Annotated in this window: 18 protein-coding genes; 6 read left to right on the plus strand and 12 right to left on the minus strand. The window is 72.4% G+C overall.

Annotated features, from left to right (window positions below):
* Positions 1–123 precede the first annotated feature (123 nt).
* The 4 genes from AB0B01_RS18790 to AB0B01_RS18805 form a co-directional block, all read right to left on the minus strand.
* The gene (locus AB0B01_RS18790; RefSeq protein ID WP_361719874.1) at positions 124–1,422 is read right to left on the minus strand and encodes an extracellular solute-binding protein; all 1,299 of its coding nucleotides are present in this window, start codon (positions 1,420–1,422) and stop codon (positions 124–126) included.
* Between the two features lie 191 nt (positions 1,423–1,613).
* Positions 1,614–2,663 carry a LacI family DNA-binding transcriptional regulator gene (locus AB0B01_RS18795; RefSeq protein ID WP_361719877.1) on the minus strand — a complete coding sequence of 350 codons (1,050 nt, stop codon included), beginning with the start codon at positions 2,661–2,663 and terminating at the stop codon, positions 1,614–1,616.
* A gap of 104 nt (positions 2,664–2,767) precedes the next feature.
* The gene (locus AB0B01_RS18800; protein WP_361719880.1) at positions 2,768–4,195 is read right to left on the minus strand and encodes a glycoside hydrolase family 16 protein; all 1,428 of its coding nucleotides are present in this window, start codon (positions 4,193–4,195) and stop codon (positions 2,768–2,770) included.
* Between the two features lie 340 nt (positions 4,196–4,535).
* A complete protein-coding gene (locus AB0B01_RS18805; protein WP_361719883.1) occupies positions 4,536–4,976 on the minus strand; it encodes a MarR family transcriptional regulator in 441 nt (146 codons plus the stop codon).
* Between the two features lie 137 nt (positions 4,977–5,113).
* On the opposite strand from AB0B01_RS18805, the gene AB0B01_RS18810 reads away from it, so the two are divergent.
* Both AB0B01_RS18810 and AB0B01_RS18815 read left to right on the plus strand, forming a co-directional pair.
* Complete coding sequence (locus tag AB0B01_RS18810) at positions 5,114–6,601, plus strand: MFS transporter (protein ID WP_361719886.1); 1,488 nt, start codon at positions 5,114–5,116, stop codon at positions 6,599–6,601.
* Positions 6,602–6,744: 143 nt separating this feature from the next.
* Positions 6,745–7,035, plus strand: coding sequence for a hypothetical protein (locus AB0B01_RS18815; RefSeq protein WP_361719889.1), 291 nt, complete (start codon positions 6,745–6,747; stop codon positions 7,033–7,035).
* A 96-nt stretch (positions 7,036–7,131) separates the two neighbouring features.
* Here the strand turns inward: AB0B01_RS18815 and AB0B01_RS18820 are convergent, their stop codons facing one another.
* Positions 7,132–7,497 carry a DUF6204 family protein gene (locus tag AB0B01_RS18820; RefSeq protein WP_361719892.1) on the minus strand — a complete coding sequence of 122 codons (366 nt, stop codon included), beginning with the start codon at positions 7,495–7,497 and terminating at the stop codon, positions 7,132–7,134.
* Between the two features lie 945 nt (positions 7,498–8,442).
* On the opposite strand from AB0B01_RS18820, the gene AB0B01_RS18825 reads away from it, so the two are divergent.
* Positions 8,443–8,751, plus strand: coding sequence for a hypothetical protein (locus AB0B01_RS18825; protein ID WP_361719895.1), 309 nt, complete (start codon positions 8,443–8,445; stop codon positions 8,749–8,751).
* Here the strand turns inward: AB0B01_RS18825 and AB0B01_RS18830 are convergent.
* The 4 genes from AB0B01_RS18830 to AB0B01_RS18845 all read right to left on the minus strand — a co-directional run bounded on the left by AB0B01_RS18830 (position 8,748) and on the right by AB0B01_RS18845 (position 12,787).
* Entirely contained in the window at positions 8,748–9,629 is an 882-nt protein-coding gene (locus tag AB0B01_RS18830) for a pirin family protein (RefSeq protein WP_361719898.1), read from the minus strand. The genes AB0B01_RS18825 and AB0B01_RS18830 overlap by 4 nt on opposite strands.
* 63 nt (positions 9,630–9,692) lie before the next feature.
* A complete protein-coding gene (locus tag AB0B01_RS18835) occupies positions 9,693–10,331 on the minus strand; it encodes a hypothetical protein (RefSeq protein WP_361719901.1) in 639 nt (212 codons plus the stop codon).
* Between the two features lie 348 nt (positions 10,332–10,679).
* Complete coding sequence (locus AB0B01_RS18840; RefSeq protein ID WP_361719904.1) at positions 10,680–11,501, minus strand: hypothetical protein; 822 nt, start codon at positions 11,499–11,501, stop codon at positions 10,680–10,682.
* The gene (locus AB0B01_RS18845) at positions 11,501–12,787 is read right to left on the minus strand and encodes a VWA domain-containing protein (RefSeq protein WP_361719907.1); all 1,287 of its coding nucleotides are present in this window, start codon (positions 12,785–12,787) and stop codon (positions 11,501–11,503) included. The genes AB0B01_RS18840 and AB0B01_RS18845 overlap by 1 nt, the downstream gene beginning before the upstream one ends.
* Positions 12,788–12,920: 133 nt before the next feature.
* Between AB0B01_RS18845 and AB0B01_RS18850 the strand changes: the two genes are divergently transcribed.
* Positions 12,921–13,199 carry a hypothetical protein gene (locus AB0B01_RS18850; protein WP_361719909.1) on the plus strand — a complete coding sequence of 93 codons (279 nt, stop codon included), beginning with the start codon at positions 12,921–12,923 and terminating at the stop codon, positions 13,197–13,199.
* Positions 13,200–13,254: 55 nt separating this feature from the next.
* Here the strand turns inward: AB0B01_RS18850 and AB0B01_RS18855 are convergent, their stop codons facing one another.
* On the minus strand, positions 13,255–16,734 hold the full coding sequence (locus AB0B01_RS18855; RefSeq protein WP_361719975.1) for a M28 family peptidase: 3,480 nt from the start codon (positions 16,732–16,734) through the stop codon (positions 13,255–13,257).
* A gap of 178 nt (positions 16,735–16,912) precedes the next feature.
* Between AB0B01_RS18855 and AB0B01_RS18860 the strand changes: the two genes are divergently transcribed.
* Positions 16,913–17,872, plus strand: coding sequence for a LysR family transcriptional regulator (locus AB0B01_RS18860; RefSeq protein WP_361719912.1), 960 nt, complete (start codon positions 16,913–16,915; stop codon positions 17,870–17,872).
* Positions 17,873–17,958: 86 nt separating this feature from the next.
* Positions 17,959–18,645 (plus strand): NAD(P)H-dependent oxidoreductase, encoded by a 687-nt coding sequence (locus AB0B01_RS18865; RefSeq protein ID WP_361719915.1) that lies wholly within the window; start codon positions 17,959–17,961, stop codon positions 18,643–18,645.
* Here the strand turns inward: AB0B01_RS18865 and AB0B01_RS18870 are convergent.
* Together AB0B01_RS18870 and AB0B01_RS18875 are read right to left on the minus strand one after the other, a co-directional pair.
* A complete protein-coding gene (locus AB0B01_RS18870; RefSeq protein ID WP_361719918.1) occupies positions 18,642–19,253 on the minus strand; it encodes a TetR/AcrR family transcriptional regulator in 612 nt (203 codons plus the stop codon). The genes AB0B01_RS18865 and AB0B01_RS18870 overlap by 4 nt on opposite strands.
* 85 nt (positions 19,254–19,338) lie before the next feature.
* Positions 19,339–21,402 carry a discoidin domain-containing protein gene (locus AB0B01_RS18875; RefSeq protein ID WP_361719921.1) on the minus strand — a complete coding sequence of 688 codons (2,064 nt, stop codon included), beginning with the start codon at positions 21,400–21,402 and terminating at the stop codon, positions 19,339–19,341.
* Between the last annotated feature and the right edge of the window lie 1,228 nt (positions 21,403–22,630).

Consider the following 22,630-nt stretch of genomic DNA (forward strand, 5'->3'; position numbering starts at 1 on the left):
TCCTTCGGGATCGGGGTGGGCGGGGCGGCGGGGAAGCCGGGCGGGGCGGCGCGGAAGCCGGGCGGAGCCCGGCAGGGCGGCGGGAGCCGGGCGGGGCCGCGCGGCGCCGGGCGGGCGGCGGGCTCAGCCGAGGGCGTTCTTGACGGCCTTCTTCGCGTTCGACCAAGCCGTGTCCGGCGCGGTGCCCTTGCGTTCGACCTCGCTCAGCGCGTTGTTGATCTGGTCGGCGATGTCCTTGTCGTGGACGCCGAGCACCTGCACGGGGGACTGGCGGGCGGCCTCGCCGAAGATCTGCCCGATCGGGGCGTCGGAGAAGTACGGGTCCCCGGCGTCCGCGATCTGCGCGATGGCCCGGGTGGCGGAGGGGAAGTTGCCCTGCTTGCGGAAGACCTTGGCCTGCTGCTCGGGCGCCGTGAGCCACTTGACCAGCTCGTACGCCTCCTTCTTGTGCGGGGCGGCGCCGGGCACGGCCAGGTAGGAACCGCCCCAGTTGCCCGCACCGCCGGGCAGCTTCGCCACGTCCCACTTCCCCTTGCCCGCCTCGCCGGCCTGGCCCTTGATGTAGCCGAGCATCCAGGCGGGGCAGGGCAGCGTGGCGAAGGCACCGGAGGAGAACGCCTGGTTCCACGGGGGCGACCACTGGTCCAGCTTGGCGCTGAGCCCTTCGGCGGCGGCCTTGACGGAGGCGTCCCAGGCGGCCTTCACCGCGGGGCTGTTCTCGTAGATCAGCGCGCCCGAGGCGTCGTAGTACCGCTCCTTCTGCTGCCCGACCATGACCGCGTTGAGGCTGCCCACGCTGTCCAGCCAGGTGCTCCCGGCGGGTGCCTTCTGCCGGTACTGGCGGCCCAGTTCGAGGTAGCCGTCCCAGGTGGCCCAGCGCGCGGCCAGCTCGCCGCGGTCGGTGGGCAGACCCGCGGCCTTGAACAGGTCGCTGCGGTAGCACATGGCCTCGGGGCCGACATCGGTGCCGAGCGCCAGCACCTTGCCGTCCTTGGTGGTCCCGGCCGACCAGGTGGCGGCGGCGAACTCGTCCTTGAGCGCGCCGGCCCCGTACGCGGTCAGGTCGGTGAACTTGTCGGCCTGCTTCTGGGTGACGGAGGCGATGCGCCCGACTTCCAGGGCCTGGACGTCGGCCAGTCCGCCGCCGCCCGCGAGCCGGGTCTGGAGCGACTTCCAGTAGTCCTGCTCGTCCTCGGTGTCGGTTTGCCTGATCTTGATCCCGGGGTGGAGCTGCTCGTACTCGGCGTAGAGCCCGCTCTCCTGGTAGCCGAACGCGCCGAACAGGTCGATGGTGAGTGTGAGGGGGCCATCCGCGTCCCCGCTGCTCTCCGGGCTGGAACCGCATGCGGCGAGGAGCGTGCCGGCGAGGGCGACGGCGCCGAGGCGGAGGGCGGCTCTGCCGGCGGTCCGGGGCATGGGCATGGGGTGGCCTCCTTGGCCGGGAAGGAATGAGAGCGCTCTCAGAACGCGCTTGGAGCGTGCACCCACTGCCATGACCCCGTCAAGAGTGTGACGCCGGCGGTGTCGGCGAGGAGGCACCCGAGCCAGCGCGTTGCGGTCAGACCGCAACCCTCGTCAGGGCAGGCCCGGACCCTCGTCGGCCCGGGCGCCGGTCAGGCCGAGGCGCGCCGCACCAGCGAGGTCGCGGTGATCACCGACGCCGGAACGGCGCGGCCTTCCCGACCCCGGCCGGTGTCGAGGATGCGCAGCAGCAGGCGGGCCATCATGCGGCCCATCCCCTCGATGTCCTGACGGACCGTCGTGAGCGGCGGATCCGCCGTCTCGGCCACCGGCTCCGCATCGTCGAACCCGACCAGGGCGACGTCCCCGGGCACGGACAGCCCCCGCTCGCGCAGCACCCGCAACGCCCCCGTCGCCATCAGGTCGTTGGCGGCGAACACCGCATCGAGCCGTGGGCGGCGTTCCAGCAGCTCCGCCATCGCGCGGGCCCCGCCCGCCACGGTGAAGTCGCCCTCCGCGATCAGTGCGGGATCGGCGTCGAGCAGGACGTCCCGGTAGCCGTCGAGCCGGTCCACGGCCGAGGTCTGGTCGAGCGGCCCGGCGATGTGCGCGACCTGCCGGCGCCCCTGGTCCAGGAGGTACCGTACGGCCTCGCGGGCCCCGCCGCGGTTGTCCGCGTCGACGTACGCGACCGCTCCGCCCTCCGCGGCCCCGGCGGTCCAGCCCGGCCGGCCGCCGTAGACGGTGGGCATGCCGATCCGACGGGTGATCGCGGGCAGCGGGTCGGCGGCGTGCAGGGAGAAGGCGAGCGCGCCGTCCACGTGGCCGCCCGCCAGATAGCGCTCGATGCGGTCGTAGTCCCCCCGGTGCTCCACCAGCAGCAGCACCAACTGCGTGTCGCGTGCGGTGAGTTCCTTGCTGATGCCGCGGATCTGGCGGGAGAAGAAGGGGTCGGAGAAGATCCGTACCTCCGGCTCGGCGATGATCACCGCGACCGCGCCGGTACGCCGCGTGACCAGCGTCCGGGCCGCCGGGTTGGGTACGTAGCCGAGCTCCCGGACGGCCTCCCGGACCTTCTCCGCCACGTGCGGGCGGACGCCGTCACCCCCGTTGACGACCCGCGACACGGTGGCCCGGGACACCCCGGCGCGCTCCGCCACGGCCTCCAGCGTCGGGCGTGGACCGGGAAGCTGTTCGGGCACGAGCCCTCCTCCTGCGTGTGCGGGGGCGGTCGCCTCACCGGACAGCAGGGTAACCCCTGTCGCCGGGAGCCTGAGAGCGCTCCCGGCGACAGGGCCGCAGGATCTCAGTGGCCGAAGCCGAACCAGTTGACGTTCACGTAGTCGGCGCCCTGGCCACTGGTGAAGGTCAGGTACACGTCGTGCCTGCCGGTGACCGGGCCGATGTTCGCCGGTACGGTTCGCCAGCTCTGCCAGCCCCCGGTGTTGGAGACGGAGAAGCTGCCGACCGGCGCACTCGTGCGGCTGTCCAGCCGGACCTCGACGAGCCCGCCGACCCCGCCGGGCGCACCGCTCGCGACGCGTCCGTAGAACTGCCGGGCCGCCGTGGAACCGAAGTCCACCCCCTTGAAGAGGGCCCAGTCGCCGTTGGCGACGGAGCCGAGGTTCTGGCCGCCCCCGGTGTCCGTGGTGGTCTCCTTCACCAGGCCGCCCTGGGCGTCGTACGACTCCGCTTCGATCCTGCCGTACGCGTCGCGGCTGCCGGACGGCGGCGGACTGGTGGGCGGCGAGGTGGGCGTGGTCGGGGGCGGGGTCGTGCCGCCGGGCGCGGTCCGTACGGACACGTAGTCGACCACCATGGGGTGGCCGGGCTCGGTGCCGGCGTCGGGCCCGCCCCCGAAGGCGTCCGGGAAGCCGCCGCCCATCGCGACGTTCAGGATGAGGAAGTAGCCGTGGTTGGTGGCATTGGTCCAGGTGGCGGCGTCCACCTGATCGGCCCGTACGGTGTGGAACACGACCCCGTCCAGGGAGAAGCGCATCTCCTCCACGGCGGTGGAGCGGTCCCACTCGACCGCGTAGGTGTGGAACCCGCCCTGGCAGGTGGTGCCGGTGCAGACGCGCTGGCCGCCTATGCCGGAGGTCTCGTTGCAGGGGCCGCCGGGGGTGGTCCCGCAGTGCATGGTGGCCCACTCGTTGTTGATGCCCTGGACGTTCTCCATGATGTCGAGCTCACCGATACCGGGCCAGTTCCACCAGTTGCCGCGGTACGGGGCGCCGAGCATCCAGAACGCCGGCCAGTACCCCTTGGCCGCGGCTCCCGTGACGTTCGGCATCTGGATCCGGGCCTCGGCGCGCAGCTTCCCGCCCGCGGGGGGCTGGAAATCGGCGCGTCTGGTCTCGATGCGCCCGGAGGTCCAGTTCCCGGCGGTGTCCCGGCGGGGGGTGATCCGCAGATTGCCCGCGCCGTCGAGGGCCACGTTCGAGGTGCTCGCGGTCATCGTCTCGACCTCGCCCGTACCGAAGTTGGCGGGGCCGCCGGGGTAGCTGGTCCCCGTCGTGTACTGCCAGTCGGCGGTGTTCACGCCGGAGCCCGCAGGCCCGTCGAAGTCGTCCAGGAACACCTGGGTCCAGCCGGCCGGAGGTGGGGGAGCGGCGGCGTTCGCGGGCAGGGAGACCGTGGCGGCCGCTGCCGCGACGGCCACGGCCAGGGTGCCCATTACGGCGAGGAAGGACCGCCGGGCGGCCGACGGTTTTCTACCGGATGTCTGACGCATGCGTGACCTCTCTGAGGCGCCGCGAGGCGCAGTGCGGGGGGAGACGCCACCGTGCGAGCCGGACTGAGAGCGCTCTCAGGTCGCGCCGCTGGACACTGTGCTCCCCGCCACCACCGGCGTCAAGACATGGAACCGGCAAAGCCCTTTCCCCCAGGGCGAGTTCATTCGTTGAAACGTGTCCTCCGCGCGTGGCGCACCGAGGGTGCAGCGGCGACGCCCCTTCCAGGATGCGCCGGTGGTCGGCCCACCGCCGACCACGGACCGGATCGGCCGGCATCAGCGGCTCGATCCGGTCCCACATCGCACCAGTGGTCGCCCCCGGCGTCCGTCAGGCCTCTCGTCAGGCGTCCTTCTCCATGGTGGGGCGCAGGCGCTCCAGGAGGGCGTAGAGGGTCGCGCTCTCGGTGGCGTCGAGGGTGTCGAGCGCGCCGTGCGTAGCCTGCATCTCCTCGCGCACCCGCCGGATGATCTCGCGGCCCGCGTCCGTCGCCACCACGTTCTTGACGCGCCGGTCCGCGGGATCCGGCTCCCGCCGGACCAGCTCGCGGGCCTCCAGCCGGTCCACGATCCCGGTGACGTTCGATGCGTCACACACCAGGAGGGTGGCGAGGCCGCGCATCGGCAGGGGGCCGTTCAGCTGGGCGAGGACCCGGGCCTGGGTGGAGGTGAGGCCGTAGTGGGCCGCCGCGGCCGCGAAATCGCGCCACTGGGCGGTACCGATGGCGGCCAGCAGCTCCAGGAGCTGGAGCTTGGTGGGGGTGTGGGGGGTGGTGGCGCTCATGCCTCCGGAGCCTATCAGATTGGTTGACATTATCAATTGTTTACTTGACCACCTTAAGTATTCCCGTCTACCGTCGGAGAAGTACTTGATGACATCAAACATCTGCGATCTGAAGCACTAAGAAGGTCCTGCCAGACATGAGCACCGCCGCCCCCATCCCCGCCGATGCCAGGAACAGGAACGAGACGGTCATCGTCTTCGCTCTGAGCCTTGCCGCCATGGTCGTGTCGATGATGCAGACCCTGCCGGTCCCGATCCTGGGCCTCATCCGCGCCGACCTCGGCACCTCGACCGCCAACGTCAGCTGGGTGACCACGGCCACCCTGCTCTCCGCAGCCGTCTTCACCCCGCTGCTCGGCCGCTTCGGCGACCAGCACGGCAAGAAGCCCACGCTGGTGGCCGTGCTCGGCGTCATGGTCGCGGGCTCCGTCATCGCCGCCCTCGCGAGCTCGCTCCCGCTGCTGATCCTGGGCCGCGTGCTCCAGGGCGCCGCCACTGCGATCTTCCCGCTGGCCCTCTCGGTCCTGCGCGAGGAGGTCCGCCCGCAGAAGCTTCCCGGCGCGATGGCCCTGGTCAGCGGCACCCTCGCCTTCGGCAGCGGCCTGGCTCTGGTCGCCACCGGCCTGCTCACCTCCGGTGCCGACGCCGACTACCGCAACGCCTTCTGGATGGCGACCGGCTTCGCCGCCCTCGCCCTCCTCGCGGTCGCCTTCCTGGTCCCCGCCACCCGGCACAAGACCGGTGGCCGTACCGACTTCCTGGGCGCCCTCACCCTCGGCATCACCCTGCTGCTGCTCCTGCTGCCGATCTCGCAGGGCCACGAGTGGGGCTGGACCTCCGGCCGTACGCTGGGCAGCTTCGCCGGCGCCGCCGTCATGACCGTCGTCTGGGTCTTCACGGAGCTCAAGGTCAGCGAGCCGCTCGTCGACATGCGGATGTTCGTCCACCGCCCGGTCCTCATGGCCAACCTGGCCGGCATCCTCGTCGGATTCGGCATGTTCGCGAACTTCCTGGGCGTCTCCTACCTCGTCCAGATGCCCGAGGCCCTCACCGGCTACGGCTTCGACGCCTCCATCCTGCGCGCCTCCGTCCAGTTCCTGCTGCCCGGCGCCATCGTCTCGCTGCTCGCCTCTCCGGTCGGCGGCCAGCTGGTCCGCCACCGTGGCCCGCGCATCGCCCTCGCCCTGGCCGCGGGCCTTGGCGCGGCCGGCTTCGGCTGGCTGGCGCTCGACCACGGCCACACCTTCTCGGTGATCGGTGCCGGCGTGGTCGTCGGCGCGGCCGTCAGCTTCGGATATGCGGCCATGCCCGCCGTCATCATGGCGAGCGTCCCTCACCACCAGAGCGGCATCGCCAACGGCATCAACTCGATCTCCCGCTCCACGGGCAGCGCGATCGGCAGCGCCATCGTCACCACGATCCTGGCGTCGAAGACGATCGAGCACCTGCCGGCCGGGGTCCCGGCCCTGCCCGCCGAGTCCGGTTTCACGCTCACCTTCTGGATCGGCGCCGTGGCCTTCGCCTTGGTCGCCGTCATCAGCTGGCTCGGCCTGCGCGGCGGGCAGGCGCCCCGCACGGTCGAGGTGAACCGCCCCGCCGCCGAGAAGGTGTCGGAACCGGCCTGAACCGCCTGAGTCCTTCCTTCCGGGGGCGGCACCCTTCCGGGGTGCCGCCCCTCGTCGTACGTGGTGTCCTGGCCCCAGGGCAGGAGGCCGCCACCGGGGCGGCGGGGGAACGCCCGATGCCCGTCTCGCCAGGAGGGACCGCCATGGCGATCTTGATGCACGCCGTCATCCCGCGCATCACCGCGGACCAGTACGACACCCTCAACGCCAAGCTCCAGGAAATGCCCGAGATCTTCGACGGCTGCCTGGCGCACGTCTGCGTGGCGACCGAGGTCGGTGTGGAGATCCACGACGTGTGGGAGACCGAGCAGCAGATGACCGCCTTCGCCGAGAAGATGATGCCCATCGCGGCGAACCTGGGCTGGCCCGCGGACGCGGCCATGCCCAAGGTCCAGCAGGTGCACCACTACTGGCTCCCGGGAGCCGGCACCTGACCGCCGAGACCTTCTCGTGAGCCGAGCCGGGCTCGGTGCGATCGACAACGGAAGCAGCCGCCGTCGAATGCGGCGGCCTGTCCCGGTCGGGCGGACTCAGTTCTCGGCGCGGGCCGCCGCCTTGCGCTGGCGCTTGCTCAACGGGGCCAGGGAGAGGTCCTGGGCCTGGGACTTGAGGCCCTTGAAGGCGTAGCCGCGCTCGGCCAGCCAGCTCTCCGCCGCGAGTTCGGCGCGCGCCGTCGCGTCGAGGATGTCCTCCTCGGCCTCGCCCGAGTCGAGGAAGCGGAAGGCGAAGAACGGCCGGGCCGTCAGGTCCGCGTCGTACGTGAGGTGGCCCTCGGCGGTGAACGTGGCGTGGAGCATGTCGTGCTGCGGTGCGGCGGCGGCGAGCTCGGCGCGCTGCGCTTCGGTCAGCGCGCCGAAGGAGCCGCGGACGGTGATCCGGAAGGTACGGGTACTCATCCCGGCAGCGTAGATCGGGCGAAACCGGCGCGCACCGGGTTTTTCCGCGACTGACCGAGCCTCGCGGCGTTCCGCATCTGCCAGTGAAGACCGGCAAACAGCCAGGTGGATGCTGCCCTGGATGCCGGTTTAGCGTGACGACCACCAACTTCACCGATTTCCGCGCACTCACGTCATGGTCCCGCATGTCCCGGTCCTGGACGCTGATCGCGTTCAGCGCGGCCGGCCTGCTCGCCGCCGTCCTCACCCCCGTGACCGCGGCCGCCGCCGACCCGGCGGCCTCCTCCGCCCCCCTGCGGCGCCGGCGGGACCTTCACCGCATCACCCGCACCTGTACGTACACCACCACGGGGACGGACACCTTCACCGTGCCTGACGGCGTCGGCGCGATAGACGTCGACCTGTACGGAGCCAAAGGCGGCAGCGCAGCCGGCTTCGTCGCCCCCAATCCCGCCAACACGGGCGCCCCCGGCGGACTCGGCGGCGAGACCCGGGCCACCCTCCCCGTGCACCCGGGGCAGCAGCTCCAGATCACCCTGGGCGCCCACGGAAGCTCCGGTACCTCCCGCCACGGCGAGTGCGCCCGACCCGGCGGCACCGGCCACGGCGCCGGCGGAAGCGGCTTCGCGGCGCCGTCCGCATCCGCAGTCTCCCTGCTCAGCGGCGTCCGGCACGGCGACGGCAAGGCCGTCGTCACCTACCGGTACGGGACCTCGCTCTCGCTCACCGCGGACACGGTCAGCCCGCTGTTCGGCCATCCCGTCACGGTGACGGTGGTGGTCGCCCCGGCGAACCCCGCGGCGGGCACCCGACCGGAGCCGTCACCTTCACGGACGGCACGAGGCAGCTGGCCACCGTTCCGCTGGACGGCGGCCGGGCCACTTCACCACGAGTGCCTTCCAGCCGGGCAGCCACCCCGTCACCGCCACCTACGACGGAGACCCGGTGCTCGTTCCCGCCGCCACGGCGGAGCCCACCGGTCTCACCGTCGGATTCACCGAGCCGTGCCTCACCACCGCGCATCACGGACCGCTGACCGTCGCGGGCGGGGCGCTGGCCGTGACGGACGCCGAGATCGACGGTCCGCTCTGCTCCGACGGCGCCCTGGCCGTCACCGTCTGCGGGTCGCGGCTCACCGGACCGGTGACCCTGTCCCGTACGAGCGGTCCCCTCCTGCTCGGCTCGGGCGGCACCGCAACTCCCTGCGCGGCCCACACCGTCCGGGGACCAGTGGAGCCGAACGCCGACCGCTAGAGGTCGATGTGGCCCATCAGGCCCCGCTGGTAGTCCAGCTGGGCCTGGCGGATCTCGGCAGCGGTGTTCATGACGAAGGGACCGCTGCGGGCGACGGGTTCGCCGATCGGCTCACCGGCCAGCACCAGCACCTCGGCGGCCGCCTCCGGGGCCTCGACCGTGAAGCGTTCCGCATCGCGGCCGAGGATCGCGAGGTGGCCGTCGGGGAGCTGTGCGTCGGGGGTGGCCGCAGTGCCGGACAGCACGTACAGCATGGCGTTGTGCCCGGTCGGTACGGTGAACTCGGCTCGGCCGCCCGCCGCGAGGCGGGCGTGCACCACGAGGACCGGGGTGTGGGTCTCGAAGGGGCCGCGCACACCGTGGGTGCTACCGGTGATCACGGTGAGCCGGGCGCCGCCGTCCTCCGTGGTGACGGTCGGAATGTCGGCCGGGGAGCCGTACTGGACCCGCGGCGGGGTCGCCTTGAGGCGGGCCGGCAGGTTGACCCAGATCTGCAGCAGGTGCTGCGGTCCGCCCTCGGCGAGCAGTTCGGGGGTCGGGCGGGCGAGGTGGACCAGACCCGAACCGGCGGTGAGCCACTGGACCTCACCGGCGTCCATGACGCGCTTGTGGCCCTCGGAGTCGATGTCCTCCATGGCGCCCTCGATGACGTACTGGATGGTCTCGAACCCGCGGTGCGGATGCGGCGGCGCACCCTTGGCCTCGCCCGGGCCGAGGACGTGCGGGCCGACCTGGTCCACCATCAGGAAGGGGTCGACCAGGGGCAGTTCCGGCTGCGGGAAGGGGCGGCGGACCGGGAAGCCCTCACCCTCGTACGTGTGGAAGGGACGGACGACGCGGAGGGTGGATCGCACGGCGGCGGCGGTGGTGATGTCCATGCACCGAATGAACGGCACGGCGGATTCCGCTGTCAACGCACGCCCGTTTGGTTGTCAGGTCCGTCAGCGCCTGCGGGCCCGGGCCCGGCGCAGCAGCACACCGGCCGCGGCGCCCGCGAGGGCGATCACCGCCACACCGGCGGTCGTCCACCACACCGTACGGTCCTGCCCGCCCTTGCCGTCGGCCGGTGAGGCGGACGGCGCCGGGATCTGCGGCTGAGCCGCGGACGGCACCACGGGCGTGGTGGCAGAGGCCGACGGTGCGGCCGGCGAGGACGGAGCCGTGGACGGCGCGGCGGACGGGACCGGATCGGTCACCGGTACGGCCACCTCGCGCTCACCGTGCCCGAGGGAGGGGAAGCCCACGTCGACGGTGACCTTCCAGGTGCCGGGCGGGAGCGCCTCGGCGGTGCTCCAGCCCGTACGGGTGCCCGCATCGCGGACCAGCCGCCAGGGGCCCATCGACCGGGAGCCGTCGATGCTGGACGCGTTCACGGTGGCGGCGACCGCCTCCTCGATGGCGTCGCCGTCGTTCTCCCAGGTGATCTCGGTGGTGACACGGCCCTCCCGCTGCCCCGTCACGACGACCTTCACGGTGTCGCCGTGGGCCTGGGCAGGGGTGGGCACGGCCAGTGCCCGGACGAGGAACAGGAACAGGAACCCGAGCCCGGTCAGGGCGGAGAAAACGTGTCGTGTGCGCATCGGTGCGGTGCTCCTGGTGCGTGGGATGCGGTGGAAACGTACGTGCGTGGGGGGCTGGGGGAGCGCCGGCGGGCGGCCGCGCGGGGCGGCCCCCCCCCGGCGGGGGCTGAGACCCGCTGGCGCCAGCACCCCCGCGGCGGCCCGGCCGGGGCCCCCGGGCGGTCGCGCAGCCCCGCCCCCCCGGGGGGGGGGGGGGCCCCCCCCCCCCCCCGCCCCCGGCCCCCCCCCCCCCCCGCCCGCCGCCCCGGCCCACCGGCCCCCCCGCCCCCCCCCCGCCGGCGCCCGCCCGGCACGGCCCTCGTCATGCCCGGGCGATGCCGCAGGCCCGGGTGATGCCGCGCCGTCCGGTCAGCTGCCCGGCGGCACCCGCGAGGGGCGGCCCCGGCCGCGCGTGAGGGAGTACCCGAAAACGCCCGCGAGGGCACCGAGGACGCCACCGGCCGCGGTCCAGATCCAGCGGTCGGACCACCGTCCGCCGGACCAGCCGCCCTCCGGCTCGCCGACGGCGGCCGGCTGCTTCTTCGCCGAACCCTTCGCGTCGGCCCGCTGCGCCGTGATCCCGGGCACGAGCGGAGCGGCGAGCGCCCCGTCCACCGCGAAGGCGCCGCCCGTGTCCGAGACGCTCGTCTCGATCTCGGCCCGCACCGGCTGGCCGAGGTCCTCCTGCACCACGTCCAGGACGGTCAGGCGTACGTAGTAGCTCCCGGGCAGGGGATCGTTCGCCCACGGCTCCGCCCCGGGCCGGACGGGCCGCAGGGTGCAGGACAGCTCCACCGAAGCGGCCTCCTTGGCCGCCGCCCCGGTCTGCTTCCCGTAGGTACAGGCCTGACGGCGGCGCAGCCCGTCGTACACGTCGAGCTGCCAGGTCGAGGCGCCGTGCCGGTCGGCCGACGCAGGCAGCTTCACCCGGGCCCGTACGGTGGCCCGCTGTCCCGAGTCCAGCGGCAGCACCCAGTAGAGGTAATCGCCGGTGGACGCGTCGGCCGTGGCCCGCTGGCCCGGCCGGACCGGCGTGGCCGTACGGAAGGCCGTGCCGGCCTCGGTCGGCCCGGACGCCTTGCCGCTCGGACTGGCACTCGGGGCCGGGGTGTCGGCCGCGGCCGCGCCACCCGCGCCCAGCACCGCGCCGGCGGCCAGTGCCGCAGCGGCCAGTATGCGTACGGTACGCATCAGTTCGTCCTCCAGACCGAGATACGCCAGCGGGAGATCCAGCCCCACACCAGGCCCGCCACGAGGCCCGCGAGCACCAGCACGCCGAGCAGCCACCAGCCGCGGCCGAGCCCGAAGGCCGCCGCGTCGGCGGTGTCGTCGGGGCCGTCCACCAGGTCGATGGTCAGTTCGACGGGCAGGCCCGGGGTGGTCTTGACCGAGGCGGGGGCCGAGAAGGAGTTGCTGATCTGCAGGCAGACCGTCTCGGTGGCCGGCTTGCCGTCCCCGCTGCCGTTCGCGTCCTCGTCGTCGACCTCGGCCTTCGGGTAGCGCAGTCCGGTCGAGATCATGTCGGTGCGGCCGTCACCCGCCTCCGCGCCCCGGACGATCTCCCGCCCGTGCACGGTCGTCGCCCGCAGCAGGATCCCGTAGTCCCGGTTGACCGCGCGGTCGGCGGCGATGCTCACCGAGGCGCGCAGCTCCTGGCCGGGCTTGACGTCCACCCGGTACCAGCGGTGCTCACCGAAGGCCTCGCGGTCGCTGTAGAGGCCGGCTCCGAGCTGCGGTGCGCCCTGGCACTGCTTGGCCCCCTCGGTCGCCACCGGGGTGACGACCGGGGTGGCGGCCCGGTCCACCAGCTGGCGGACCCGGCCGGAGAGTTCGGCGGTGTGCTGGACCGAGGTGTAGGTGCCGCCAGTGGCCTCGGCGATGCAGACGAGCTGGTCGCGGGTCTTGGCGTCCGGGACGAGCCCGAGTGTGTCGATGACCAGGTGGATGCCCTGGGCCGCGATGTCGCGGGCCACCTCGCACGGGTCGAGCGGGGCGCAGGTGTCCTCGCCGTCCGTGATGAGGACGATCCGCCGGGTGGCGTCGCCGCCCTTGAGGTCCTCGGCCGCCCCGAGCAGCGCCGGTCCGATGGGGGTCCAGCCCGTGGGGGCCAGGGTGGCCACCGCCGTCTTCGCCTCGGTCCGGTCGAGTTTTCCGACCGGGTAGAGCTGCTTGGTGTCCTTGCAGCCGAGCTGCCGGTCGTCACCGGGATAGGTGGCCCCGAGGGTGCGTATGCCGAGCTGCACCTCGTCCGGGGTGGCGTCCAGTACCTCGTTGAACGCCTGCTTCGCCGCGGCCATGCGGGACTTGCCGTCGATGTCGGTCGCCCGCATCGAGCCGCTGACGTCCAGCACCAGCTCGACCTTGGGGGACTCCTTCGCCACCGGTTCGCCGGCGGCGGCGTTCGCCGGGAAGAGCCCGACCGCCAGGGTGGCCCACAGGCCGCAGGCCCCGGCCGCCACCCATTTTCTTGTGATCATCGCCGGATCGTATTGAGGATCGGGCGCCAAACCAAAACAGTCCCCCGCCACCGGCGTTGATCAGCGCGCTGCGGGCAGGTGGGCCCGGGACTACGCTGGACGCAGGAACGGTGTGCCCGGTCGGAGGCGAGCCATGAGACGACGCCATCACTTCCAGATCGATCATGCGGGGCACTCCGTCAGCGCCACCGTCGAGACCGGCCGCCGGGTCGAAGTGGAGATCCTCGTCGACGGCAAGGAGACCGGTCACGGCACCACGCAGGCCGACCGCCCCGTCACCGTGCAGGTCGAGCTGCCGACCGATCCGCCGACCCCGGTGTCCGTCCGCACGACACCCGGCCCGGGCGTCCCCCGCTGCGTCCTGGCCGCCCCGGACGCCGAGCCGCACGTCATGTCACCGCGCCCGTACTGAGACGAGCGGCATGCGCGGGGGCGCATGCCGCTCGCCGGTCCGACTCAGGCGGCCGTCAGCTCACCTGGAGGGCCACGTCGTCCACGACGAACGAGGTCTGGAGGGACGGGTCCTCCACGCCCTGGAACCGCAGGGTGACGGTCTGCCCGGCGAAACGGGAGACGTCGTAGCTCTTCAGTACGTAGCCGGTGGCCGCGTCGACGTTGGAGAAGCTCTCCAGTGTCTGGCCGCCGACCGAGACCGTGAAGGTGTCGTAGACGACGTCCTCGGTCTCGTCCGTGTCGATGTGCAGGTAGAAGGTGAGCCGGCCCGAGGCGCAGCCGGAGGGGAGGGTGAGCGACTGCGACGCGCTGTCTGTCCGTGCGGAACCCCAGCCGTTCAGCCACGCCATGTACGCCCCGCCGTGCGCGACCTCGCCGGACTGGTTGGTGATGACCCCGGACGTCGCCGTCCACGGGCTGCTGCCGTTCTCGAAGCCGCCGTTGGCGACGACCTGGCGCGGGGTGCAGGTCCCGCCGCCGCCCCCGACCGTCAGGGTGTAGGTGGTGCTGTGGCTGACCGTGCCGGTGCCGGTGAGGGTCAGGGTGTACGTGCCCTGCGCGGCGCCCGCGCCGACCTGCACCGAGAGCGTGGAGGAGCTGCCGGACTGCACGGAGGAGGGGCTGAGCGTCGCGGTCACCCCGGCGGGGGCGCCGGAGACCGAGAGGGCGAGCGTCTGCGGGCTGCCGCTCACGGTCGTGGTGCCGAGGGTGGAGGTGACGCTGCCACCCGGGTTGGCGGTGCCGGCGGCGGGGGAGGCGCTGAGGGAGAAGTCCTGCGCCGGGGTGTCCCCGCCCACGGCCTGCTTCCAGATCGCGTAGGCCACGCCGTCGGCACTGCGGTCCAGGACCGTGGCGTTGATGTTGTTCGCCGTGTCGCAGGAGCTGTGGTAGCAGGAGTCGTACGCGGCGTTCGCGGTGCCGCCCCACTTCGCCGCCTGCGCCGAGGTCTTGCGGGCGCTGGCCCCGGCCGCGTAGCCGGAGGTCGGGATGCCGCCCTGCTGGAACGAGTAGTCGTCACTGCGGCCCTGGCCCTCGGTGTTCTCCTCGGGGGCGAGGTTCAGCGAGGCCCAGTACGCCTTCAGGGGCGCGGCCGTGGCGGAGTTCAGGTTGTTGATGAAGTAGCCGCCGTTGGGCGAGCCGACCATGTCGAAGTTGTAGTAGCCCTTAATGGCGGATTTCTCGGCGCTGCTGAGCCGCCCCACGTAGAACTCGGAGCCGTTCAGGCCCTGCTCCTCGTCGGTCCACCAGGCGAAGCGCACGTGCTGCGTCATCGTGGGGTTCTTCTGCGCGAGGACGAGCGCGTTCTCCAGCAGGGTCGCGGAGCCCGAACCGTTGTCGTTGATGCCGGGGCCCGCCGAGACGCCGTCGAGGTGGGCGCCGAACATGACGGTCTTGTCCGCGGGGCCGCCGGGCCAGTCCGCGATCAGGTTGTTCGAAGGATAGGTGCAGGAGGTGCAGTTCTGCTCGGTGACCGTGTAGCCGGCCGCCTGGAGCTTGCCCTTGATGTACGCCAGGGACTGGGTGTGGCCCGCGCTGCCCGCACGGCGGTTGCCGCCGTTCTGCGAGGCGATGGTGTTCAGCTGGGTCAGGTGCGCCTGGACGTTGGCCACGTTGATGTTCGGCGGGTCCGTGCCGGGCTGGGTGCCGCCGACATTGAGGGCGTAGTCCACGGTGTGCGCCAGGCTCGGGCCCTGGCCCTTGACCGTGACGGTGGAGGCGCCGGGCGCCGCGGCCGAGCTCGCGGAGAGCGTCAGCGTCGAGGACTGGCCGGACTGCACGGTGGCCGGGTTGAAGGAGGCGGTCACCCCGGACGGGAGGCCGGTGGCGGTGAGGGTCACCTGCTGGGCCTGGCCGGTGGTGGTGCTCGTGGCCACGGTGGTGGTGACCGAGCCGCCCTGCTGGACGGTGCCCGACGACGGGTTCAGCGCCAGCGAGAAGTCGTCGTTCTGGCCGCTCGGGGTGCAGGTCGGGTCACCGGACTGGGCGGGCACGCTGATGGCGTCCCAGGCGGCCTTGGTGCGGTTGAACAGGTTGCAGGTGGCCGGGTCCAGCGACTTGGCGGAACTCAGGGTCGCCGTGCGGTACTTCTTGTAGGACATGCTGCTGGTCTTGAGCAGCATGCCGCCGTAGAAGATCTTTCCGGCGTTCTGCACGCCCACGCCGGTGACCGCGGACTGGTTGCAGGTGGGGCTGTCCGGCTTGCCGCCGCCCGGGCTGCTGCCCTCGGCGAGCAGGTAGAACCAGTGGTTCAGCGGACCCGCGGCCTTGTGCACCTCGGTGCCGGGTATCGCGGAGCTGTAGCAGGCCGGGTCGTTGTTGACGGCCGGCGGGTTGTACATGTTGCGGATCGGCCCGCGGCCCTGGAGGTTGATCATCTCGCCGACGGTGTAGTCGGGAGTGTCGTAGGGGGCCGGCTCGTTGACGTACGCCTCGGTGAGCGCCCCGAAGATGTCACCGGTGGCCTCGCCCAGCCCGGCCTCCTGGCCGCTGGTGCCGCCGGGGGTGTTGGAGTCGATGGCGTGCCCGTACTCGTGGGCCACCACGTCCACCCCGGCGATCCACTCGTTCGCGCTGTTGTGCCCGATGGTGACCGAGCTGCCGTCCCAGTAGGCGTTGAGGTCGCCGAGGCCGACCTTGCCGGGGAAGCTGCGCCCGTTGCCGCTGACGCCGTTGCGGCCCAGCCACTGGCCCAGCATGTCCCACTGCTTCTGCGCGGCGAACATGAGGTCCGTGCAGCCGGTCTCCTTGGAGGTCGGGTTGCCCGTGCCCCAGGAGTCGGAGGACTTGGTGAAGACGCTGCCGGTGCCGTAGTCCGCACAGCTCAGACCGGCCCGGTTGGGGTCGCGCAGGGAGTACGAGCCGCCCGAGGCCGTGGTGTCGACGGTGAGCGGGTTCGGGCCGTTCCATTTGCTGGTGCCGCTGCCCGCCACCACCTCGTCGTGGCGGTCGACGACCTTGCCGGTGCGGGCGTCCACGAAGACGTGGAGCTTGCTGGGCGCGGTCCGGGTGCTGCCGGAGAGGACGGTCTCCCAGGCCAGGACCGGCCGGTCGTCCTTGAGCCGGACGACGAGGCGGCGCTCCAGGACCGTGTCGACCTTCGCCAGCTCCGCCCGCGAGACGGTCTCGGCCGCCTGTGCGGTGACGGAGGGGGTGGTCGCCACGTCGATGACCGTGGCCGAGGCCGACTGCACGGCGCGCACCCGGCCGTGGCCGTCGGCGAGGACGACCGCGTCGCCGCCGACGACCGGCAGGCCGCGGTAGGTGCGCTCGTACGCCACGGAGTACAGGTCCTGCACCCAGGGGGTGACCAGGCGCCGGTCGTACTGCTGCTGGGGCGAGTTGACGAGGGAGTCCAGTCCGCTCCCGACCGCCGCGTCGGCGGCGGCGACCGCGCGCTCGGCGGCGGTGGGCTGCGGGGCCGTCGGGGAAGCGGCCTGTGGGGCGGCGGACGCGGTGCCGGCCAGGGTGCCGGCGAGACTCGCGGTCAGCGCCATGGCCGCCACGGAAGCCATCCATCTGGTGGGCTGCAAGAGTCCACTCCGATCGTGTGTGGGGGGTTCCGGCTGGCTGTTCGCGCCGAGTATGGGCGTGGACATGGCGAGATTGGGACATCCCTGCGCACATAAGACGCGCGTTATGGTGCGGTTGAGTCACGCTGCGTAAGCTGCCGGGATGCAGCTGGAGTTGAGACATCTGCACGCCGTCTGCCAGATAGCGGAAGCCGGCAGCCTGGGCGGCGCGGCGCGACGGTTGGGGGTCTCCCAGCCGGCCCTCTCCGCGCAGTTGCGGCGCATCGAACGGGTCACCGGCGGCGAACTCTTCGTCCGCGGCCGGCACGGGGTCGAACCCACCCCGCTGGGCGAGTACGTCCTGGCCAAGGCGCGCCGCGTCCTCAGCGAGATGGACGCCCTCGGCGCGGAGACCCGCGCGATGGCGGCCGACACCCCCTTGCGGCTCGGCTGCATCCTGCTCGTGCTGCTCGACGGCCTGCTCGCGCAGACCGACCTGGCCCTGGCCGGGCGGGAGATCGCCCTGTACCAGGAGGACTCGGTGACGGCCCTGGTACGGATGCTCGGCGCGGGCCGCTACGACCTCGTCGTCTACGGCGAGGTGAACGACCACGAGGTCCCGCTGCCCGCCGGCACCGTGGCCCGGACCCTGGTCGGCAAGGAGCCGTTCTGCATCCGGATGTCGGAGCACCACCCCCTCGCGGCCCGGGAGGTCCTCGATCTGGCCGACCTGGCCGGCGAGCAGTGGATGACGCTGGTGGAGGATGACGACGGCGGCCCCGAAGCCCTGGTCGCGGCCTGCGCGAAGGCCGGTTTCGTCCCCTCCCTGCGCTACCGGATCACCGACCGCAAGATGCACCACGACCTGATCGCGGCGGGCCGCGCGATCTCGCTGACCCAGCCCACGGCGCCGCCGGCGGCGGGCACGGTGATGCGCCCGCTGTTCGGCGCCCCGATCACCGGCCGCATCCGCCTCGCCTGGAACCGCTCGGCGGTCTCGGCGCGGCAGGCGGAACTCCTCTACCGGGCGGCGGCAGGGGCCTACCTGGCCAATGTCGACAACAACCCCTTCCACCGCCTGTGGTGGGACGCCCACCCGGAGGCCCACCCGGCCCCGGAATGACGTCGTCGACGCCGTTGGGGTGACGCCCAGCGAGGCGGCTCCGCCGCCGACGGGCCGCGCGGACCGGGTGGCGTACGGTCCGCGATGTGAGCGACGTGACCGAAACGGGCGACATGGGCGTGACCGGCGGACCGGGCCCCCTGCGGGTCCTCGTCCTGGCCGGCTCCTCCCGCCGGGCCTCCGTCAACGCCCGGCTGGCCGCACTCGTCGCCGGGCAGGTGGAGCGCTCGGGGGCCGTCGTGGACCTCGCCCGGATCCGGGAGTTCGAGATGCCGGTCTACGACGGCGACACGGAGGAGGAGCAGGGCCCGCCGCCCGGGGCGGCCGCCCTGCGCGAGCGGCTGCTCACCGCGCAGGCCCTGGTGATCGCCTCACCCGAGTACAACGCCTCGGTGCCCGGCGTCCTGAAGAACGCCGTCGACTGGGTGTCCCGTTTCCGGCCGCAGCCCTTCAAGGACAAGCAGACCCTGCTCGTCTCCGCCTCTCCGTCGATGGTCGGCGGCAACCGGGGCCTGTGGGCGCTGCGCGTCCCGCTCGAACACCTCGGGGCGCGGGTGTACCCCGACATGTTCAGCCTGGCCATGGCGCACTCTGCCTTCGGCGAGGACGGTGACCTGAGCGAACCGGGCCTGCGCGAACGGCTCGCCGCCACGGTGGACTCGTTCCTGGCCCTGGCCGAGGCGGACACCCGCTACCTGTGCCTGCAGCGCCGCTGGTACGAGTTCCTCGGCGACGAGAGCAGCGCCCCGGTGACCCAGCGCGCCGAGGACTAGCCCGTCGCCGGCTGCGGTGCGACGAGGGCGGCGACGTGGGCGGTGACCATGCCGAGGATGTCCGCCGCGGCCGCCTCGTCGCCGAGGACGAGGTAGTTCAGGGTGAGCCCGTCCGTCATCGCCGCCAGGTAGCGGGCCAGGACGGGGACGGGGACGTGGAGCCGGAACTCCGCGTCGCCGCGGCGGACCTCTTCGATGAGCTCGGCGTACGTCGCGCCGTACAGCTCGTACTGCCGCCGGGCCAGGTGGTCGAAGCCGGGCTGGCGCAGGGCGTACTGCGTCAGCTCGTACGTCAGCATGTGCTCGCCCGGGTGGGCGCAGACGTGGTCCCAGTACGCCTGGAAGCCGGCCCGGACGGTCTCCCGCAGGGTGGCCTTCGGCCGGATGGCCTCCTTGACCACCGTGACGCAGTGCTCGGTGATCGTTTCGATGACGGATTCGAGCAGTGCCTGCTTGGAGTCGAAGCAGTAGTGGAAAACGCTCAGCGAGGTGCCCGCCTCGGCGGCGATGGACCGGGTCGTGGTCCTGGAGACCCCGTCGCGGGTCATGGCGCGGATGGCCGCCTCCGTCAGCTGCCGGCGCCGCTCGGCCAACGGCATCCGTGCCATCCGCGTCCCCTGTCCCGTGGTGCTGCCGGTGCTCCTGGTGCTGCGTGCAGCCCCGACCCGGTCCGGCCGCCGGCCGGTCCGCGGGTCAGCCGCTGTAGACGCCGACCTCGTGGAGGGAGTAGCCCCACTGCGTGCCGCGGCCCAGTCCGTGGACCCGTACGTAGCGGGCCGGGACACCGGTGAACCGTGCCGTGTCCAGACCGCCGTCGCCCGCGGTCGTCGACCACACGCTCTGCCAGTTCGCCCCGTCGGCCGACACCTCGATGCGGTACGACCTCCCGTACGCGCGCTCCCAGTCGAGGGTGACCCGGCCGACCAGGCTCGGGGAGCCGAGGTCGATCCGCAGCCACTGGTCGTCGCTCCAGTCGCTGGCCCAGCGGGTGCCCGGGTTGCCGTCCACGGCGCGGTCGGGCGCGTAGCTGGTGAACGGGTTCCACTCCGCGGAGCCGGCCGAGGCGGCGGCGCCGGAGGCGAGGTTCACGCCGGCCCGGTGCCGTTCGGAGGCGCCCCAGGTGCGCAGGTAGGACTCGGCGCCCTTGAAGAGGTCGTCCACCACGCCCTGGCCGCCGACCAGCCGGATGTCCTCGATCCAGTCCGGGACCAAGCCGTAGTGCGCGGCGCCGTCGGTGTTGAGGTCCCACGCGCGCTGCCCGGTGGTCTGCCGGTCGATGACCGAGCCGCCGTCGGTGCTGCGGAAGGGATAGTGCACGGGGTTCGGGGTGGTGGCGCCGCGGGGGCCGGGCCAGCCGCCGACGCCGTTCATGTCGGTGCCGAAGCCGTAGCCCACCTGGTACTTGTCGCGCAACGCGTCCGTGCGCTTGGCCTCGGCGCTGAAGGCCTCGGAGCCGTTCATGTACTGGGCGACGAAGCCGCCGAGCTTGTACACCCGCTCGATCCAGTCGAGGTCCATCCAGCTGTGGGAGGAGATCACCCCCGGGTACGACTGGGACTCCATGATGTCGAAGGCCTGACCCGCCGCCTTGACGCCCATGTGGTCGATCTCCAGCATCATCTTGCGCTTCATCATGCCGCGCACCGCGTAGGCGCCGAGGTCGGTCAGCCCGCGGGCGTTGCACTGGGCGTCGGCGGCGTACGCGGGGACGCTCACCCCGGCCGGCAGCTCCTTCTGGGCGTTCGGTGCCGCTGCGAGGCCGATGGGGTTGTCGTGCTGGGGCCCGGCGCACTTCTCGGTCCGCCAGAAGGTCCCCGTCGACAGGAACTGGCCGACGTTGATGGCCGTGCCGAGGGCGCCTTCGTCGAAGCGGACCCCGCACAGGGCGTTGTCGAACTTGTGGCACAGGAACATGCTGCGCACGCCGATCCGGTAGAGCTCGTCGAGGCCGCGGTCGATGTCCTCCTTGCTGCACTGGGCGATGTCCAGGATCTGCTTGCAGCCGAACGGCTCGGAGGTCTCGACCCCGAGAACCACGGCGAGTTTGCCCTGCTGGACGACCTCGCGGGCCTGCGCCGAGTCGGTGACGATCCGGAACCAGCCCTTGCCCGGCCCGCCGTACATCTTGTCGACGTAGGCCTGCATGTCGTACGTCTTCTGCGCCTCCAGGCGGATGGCGGTCATCTCGTCGCAGCCGCGGTCCTTGAAGAAGTAGACCGAGCAGATCACCCCGTTGGTGACCAGGTCGTTGACCAGGACCCGCTGACCGCCGCGCCAGGCGCGCTCGATCCAGGCGTAGTAGTTCTGCTGGTGGGTGAGCGAGTCGTGGGCGGGCCAGTCCTTGAACGTCGGCCAGCCGTTCGGGTCGTGCTTGCCGTCACCTCCCTTGGTGATGAAGTCGAAGATCGCCAGCGAGCCGTCGGGGTAGTGCTCGGGGCAGTCCTTGAGCGCGTCGGCCACGCCCTGCTCGGAGAACGGCTTGCCGCAGATCAGGCGGCCGCCGAAGCCCTCGTTGGACATGATGTGGTCGTGGGCGTCGACGAAGCCCCGGACATTGCCCTGGGCGTCGGTCCCCTTGAACGGCTCGCCCGTGACGTTGATCTGGGAGTCCGGTGCGGGACGGGCGGTCGGGGTCCACCAGTCGGTCTGGGCGGCGGCGCCGTTGGCGGGTCCGAGGGCCATGGCCATCACGGTGAGGAGCAGCGCCAGGACCGCGAGGGGCCGGCGCCTGCGGTGCGGGTCTCGATTCAAGGTCATCACTCACGTCATCGTCAGCGGATGGCGCGGTCGAGGACGCAGACCGTCAGAGGCACCGGTTGTTTGTCATGTCCCGCGCAGGCATGGGCATGAGAATCGCGACTGCCGCGAGCAGAGTCAAGGGTCCGGGACGCATGACCTGATGGAACATCAGGTCGCATGGAGGTCAGGGTGCGGGTCCACCGCGGGGACGGGTCCCGAGCCCTGCGGTACTCACCGCGCGCGAGCAGCGAGAAGGTGACGGTGGCGCAGGGGGCGAGCGTGACGATGCCCCATGCGAGGGCTCCGCTGCCCTGCTCCTGCCCTGGTCCGGTTCGACGCCGAAGATCTCCTCGATCCAGTCGGGCCAGGCCAGGGTCAGCACGAACAGCAGCCGCCCAGGCCGGCGGGGGAGGTCGTCGACCGGCCCGCTACGCGCCCCCGGTCTGGCACGTCACACGCCGCCGCCCGCGATCGCCGCCCACATCTTGCCGGGCTCGCCCGGGTCGATCACCAGCCCGCGGGTGCGGCCGCCGATGTCGCCTGGACGGAGCCACTCCCAGCGGGTCAACGTCCTCCCGGCCATCGGCGGGCGGGCATGCCCGAGCGGGTCGGGGGCGAGCCGGTCGGAACACCGGCTCTGCGGAGGCGCAGGGGCGGCCCGCTCCCCGGAGCGCAGCCCCTTGAGCGCCGCGCCCTGGGCGTGCGGCGGAACGTCCCCGTCGGTCGCCGCGTTCCTGTCGAGCCGCGTTCCTGTTCGAGCCGGTGCAGTGCTCTGAGCACGGCCGCGTCCGGCAGTTCCGCGAGCGTCTCGTTCGTGGCCCCTCGGCTCACGCGCAGCAGGCGTACCTGTTCCATGCTGATGCTCCTGGCCCGGGCGGGCTCTTCGGCGGTGTCGTCGCGTACGAGCTCCCGGACCGGGGCGGACGTGGGGACGTCCACCGCAGCAGGGCGACCGCGTCCGAGTCGGGATGAACAGTGAGCTCCACCGCGAGTTCACCCACCCGTGGTCCACGACATCGGCACCGAGCGGCGAAGGCGGCGGGGCCGCGCGGGAGCGGGCAGTCGGTTCCGGTTCCGATTCCGGCGACTGCGGCGGCTCGGGCAACACCTCCATCGAGGGCCCCGCCACGTCGACCCGTACGGCCCCGCGCGCCTCGCGGGTCCGGGCCGCCACCACGCCGGGCTCGGCGGCGCACTCGTCCGCCTCGGCGTGCAGGCCGAGTTCACGTGTGTCGTTCAAGCTCGC

The sequence above is a fragment of the Streptomyces sp. NPDC044571 genome, assembly GCF_040647115.1.
In the GTDB taxonomy this organism is placed as follows: Bacteria; Actinomycetota; Actinomycetes; order Streptomycetales; family Streptomycetaceae; genus Streptomyces.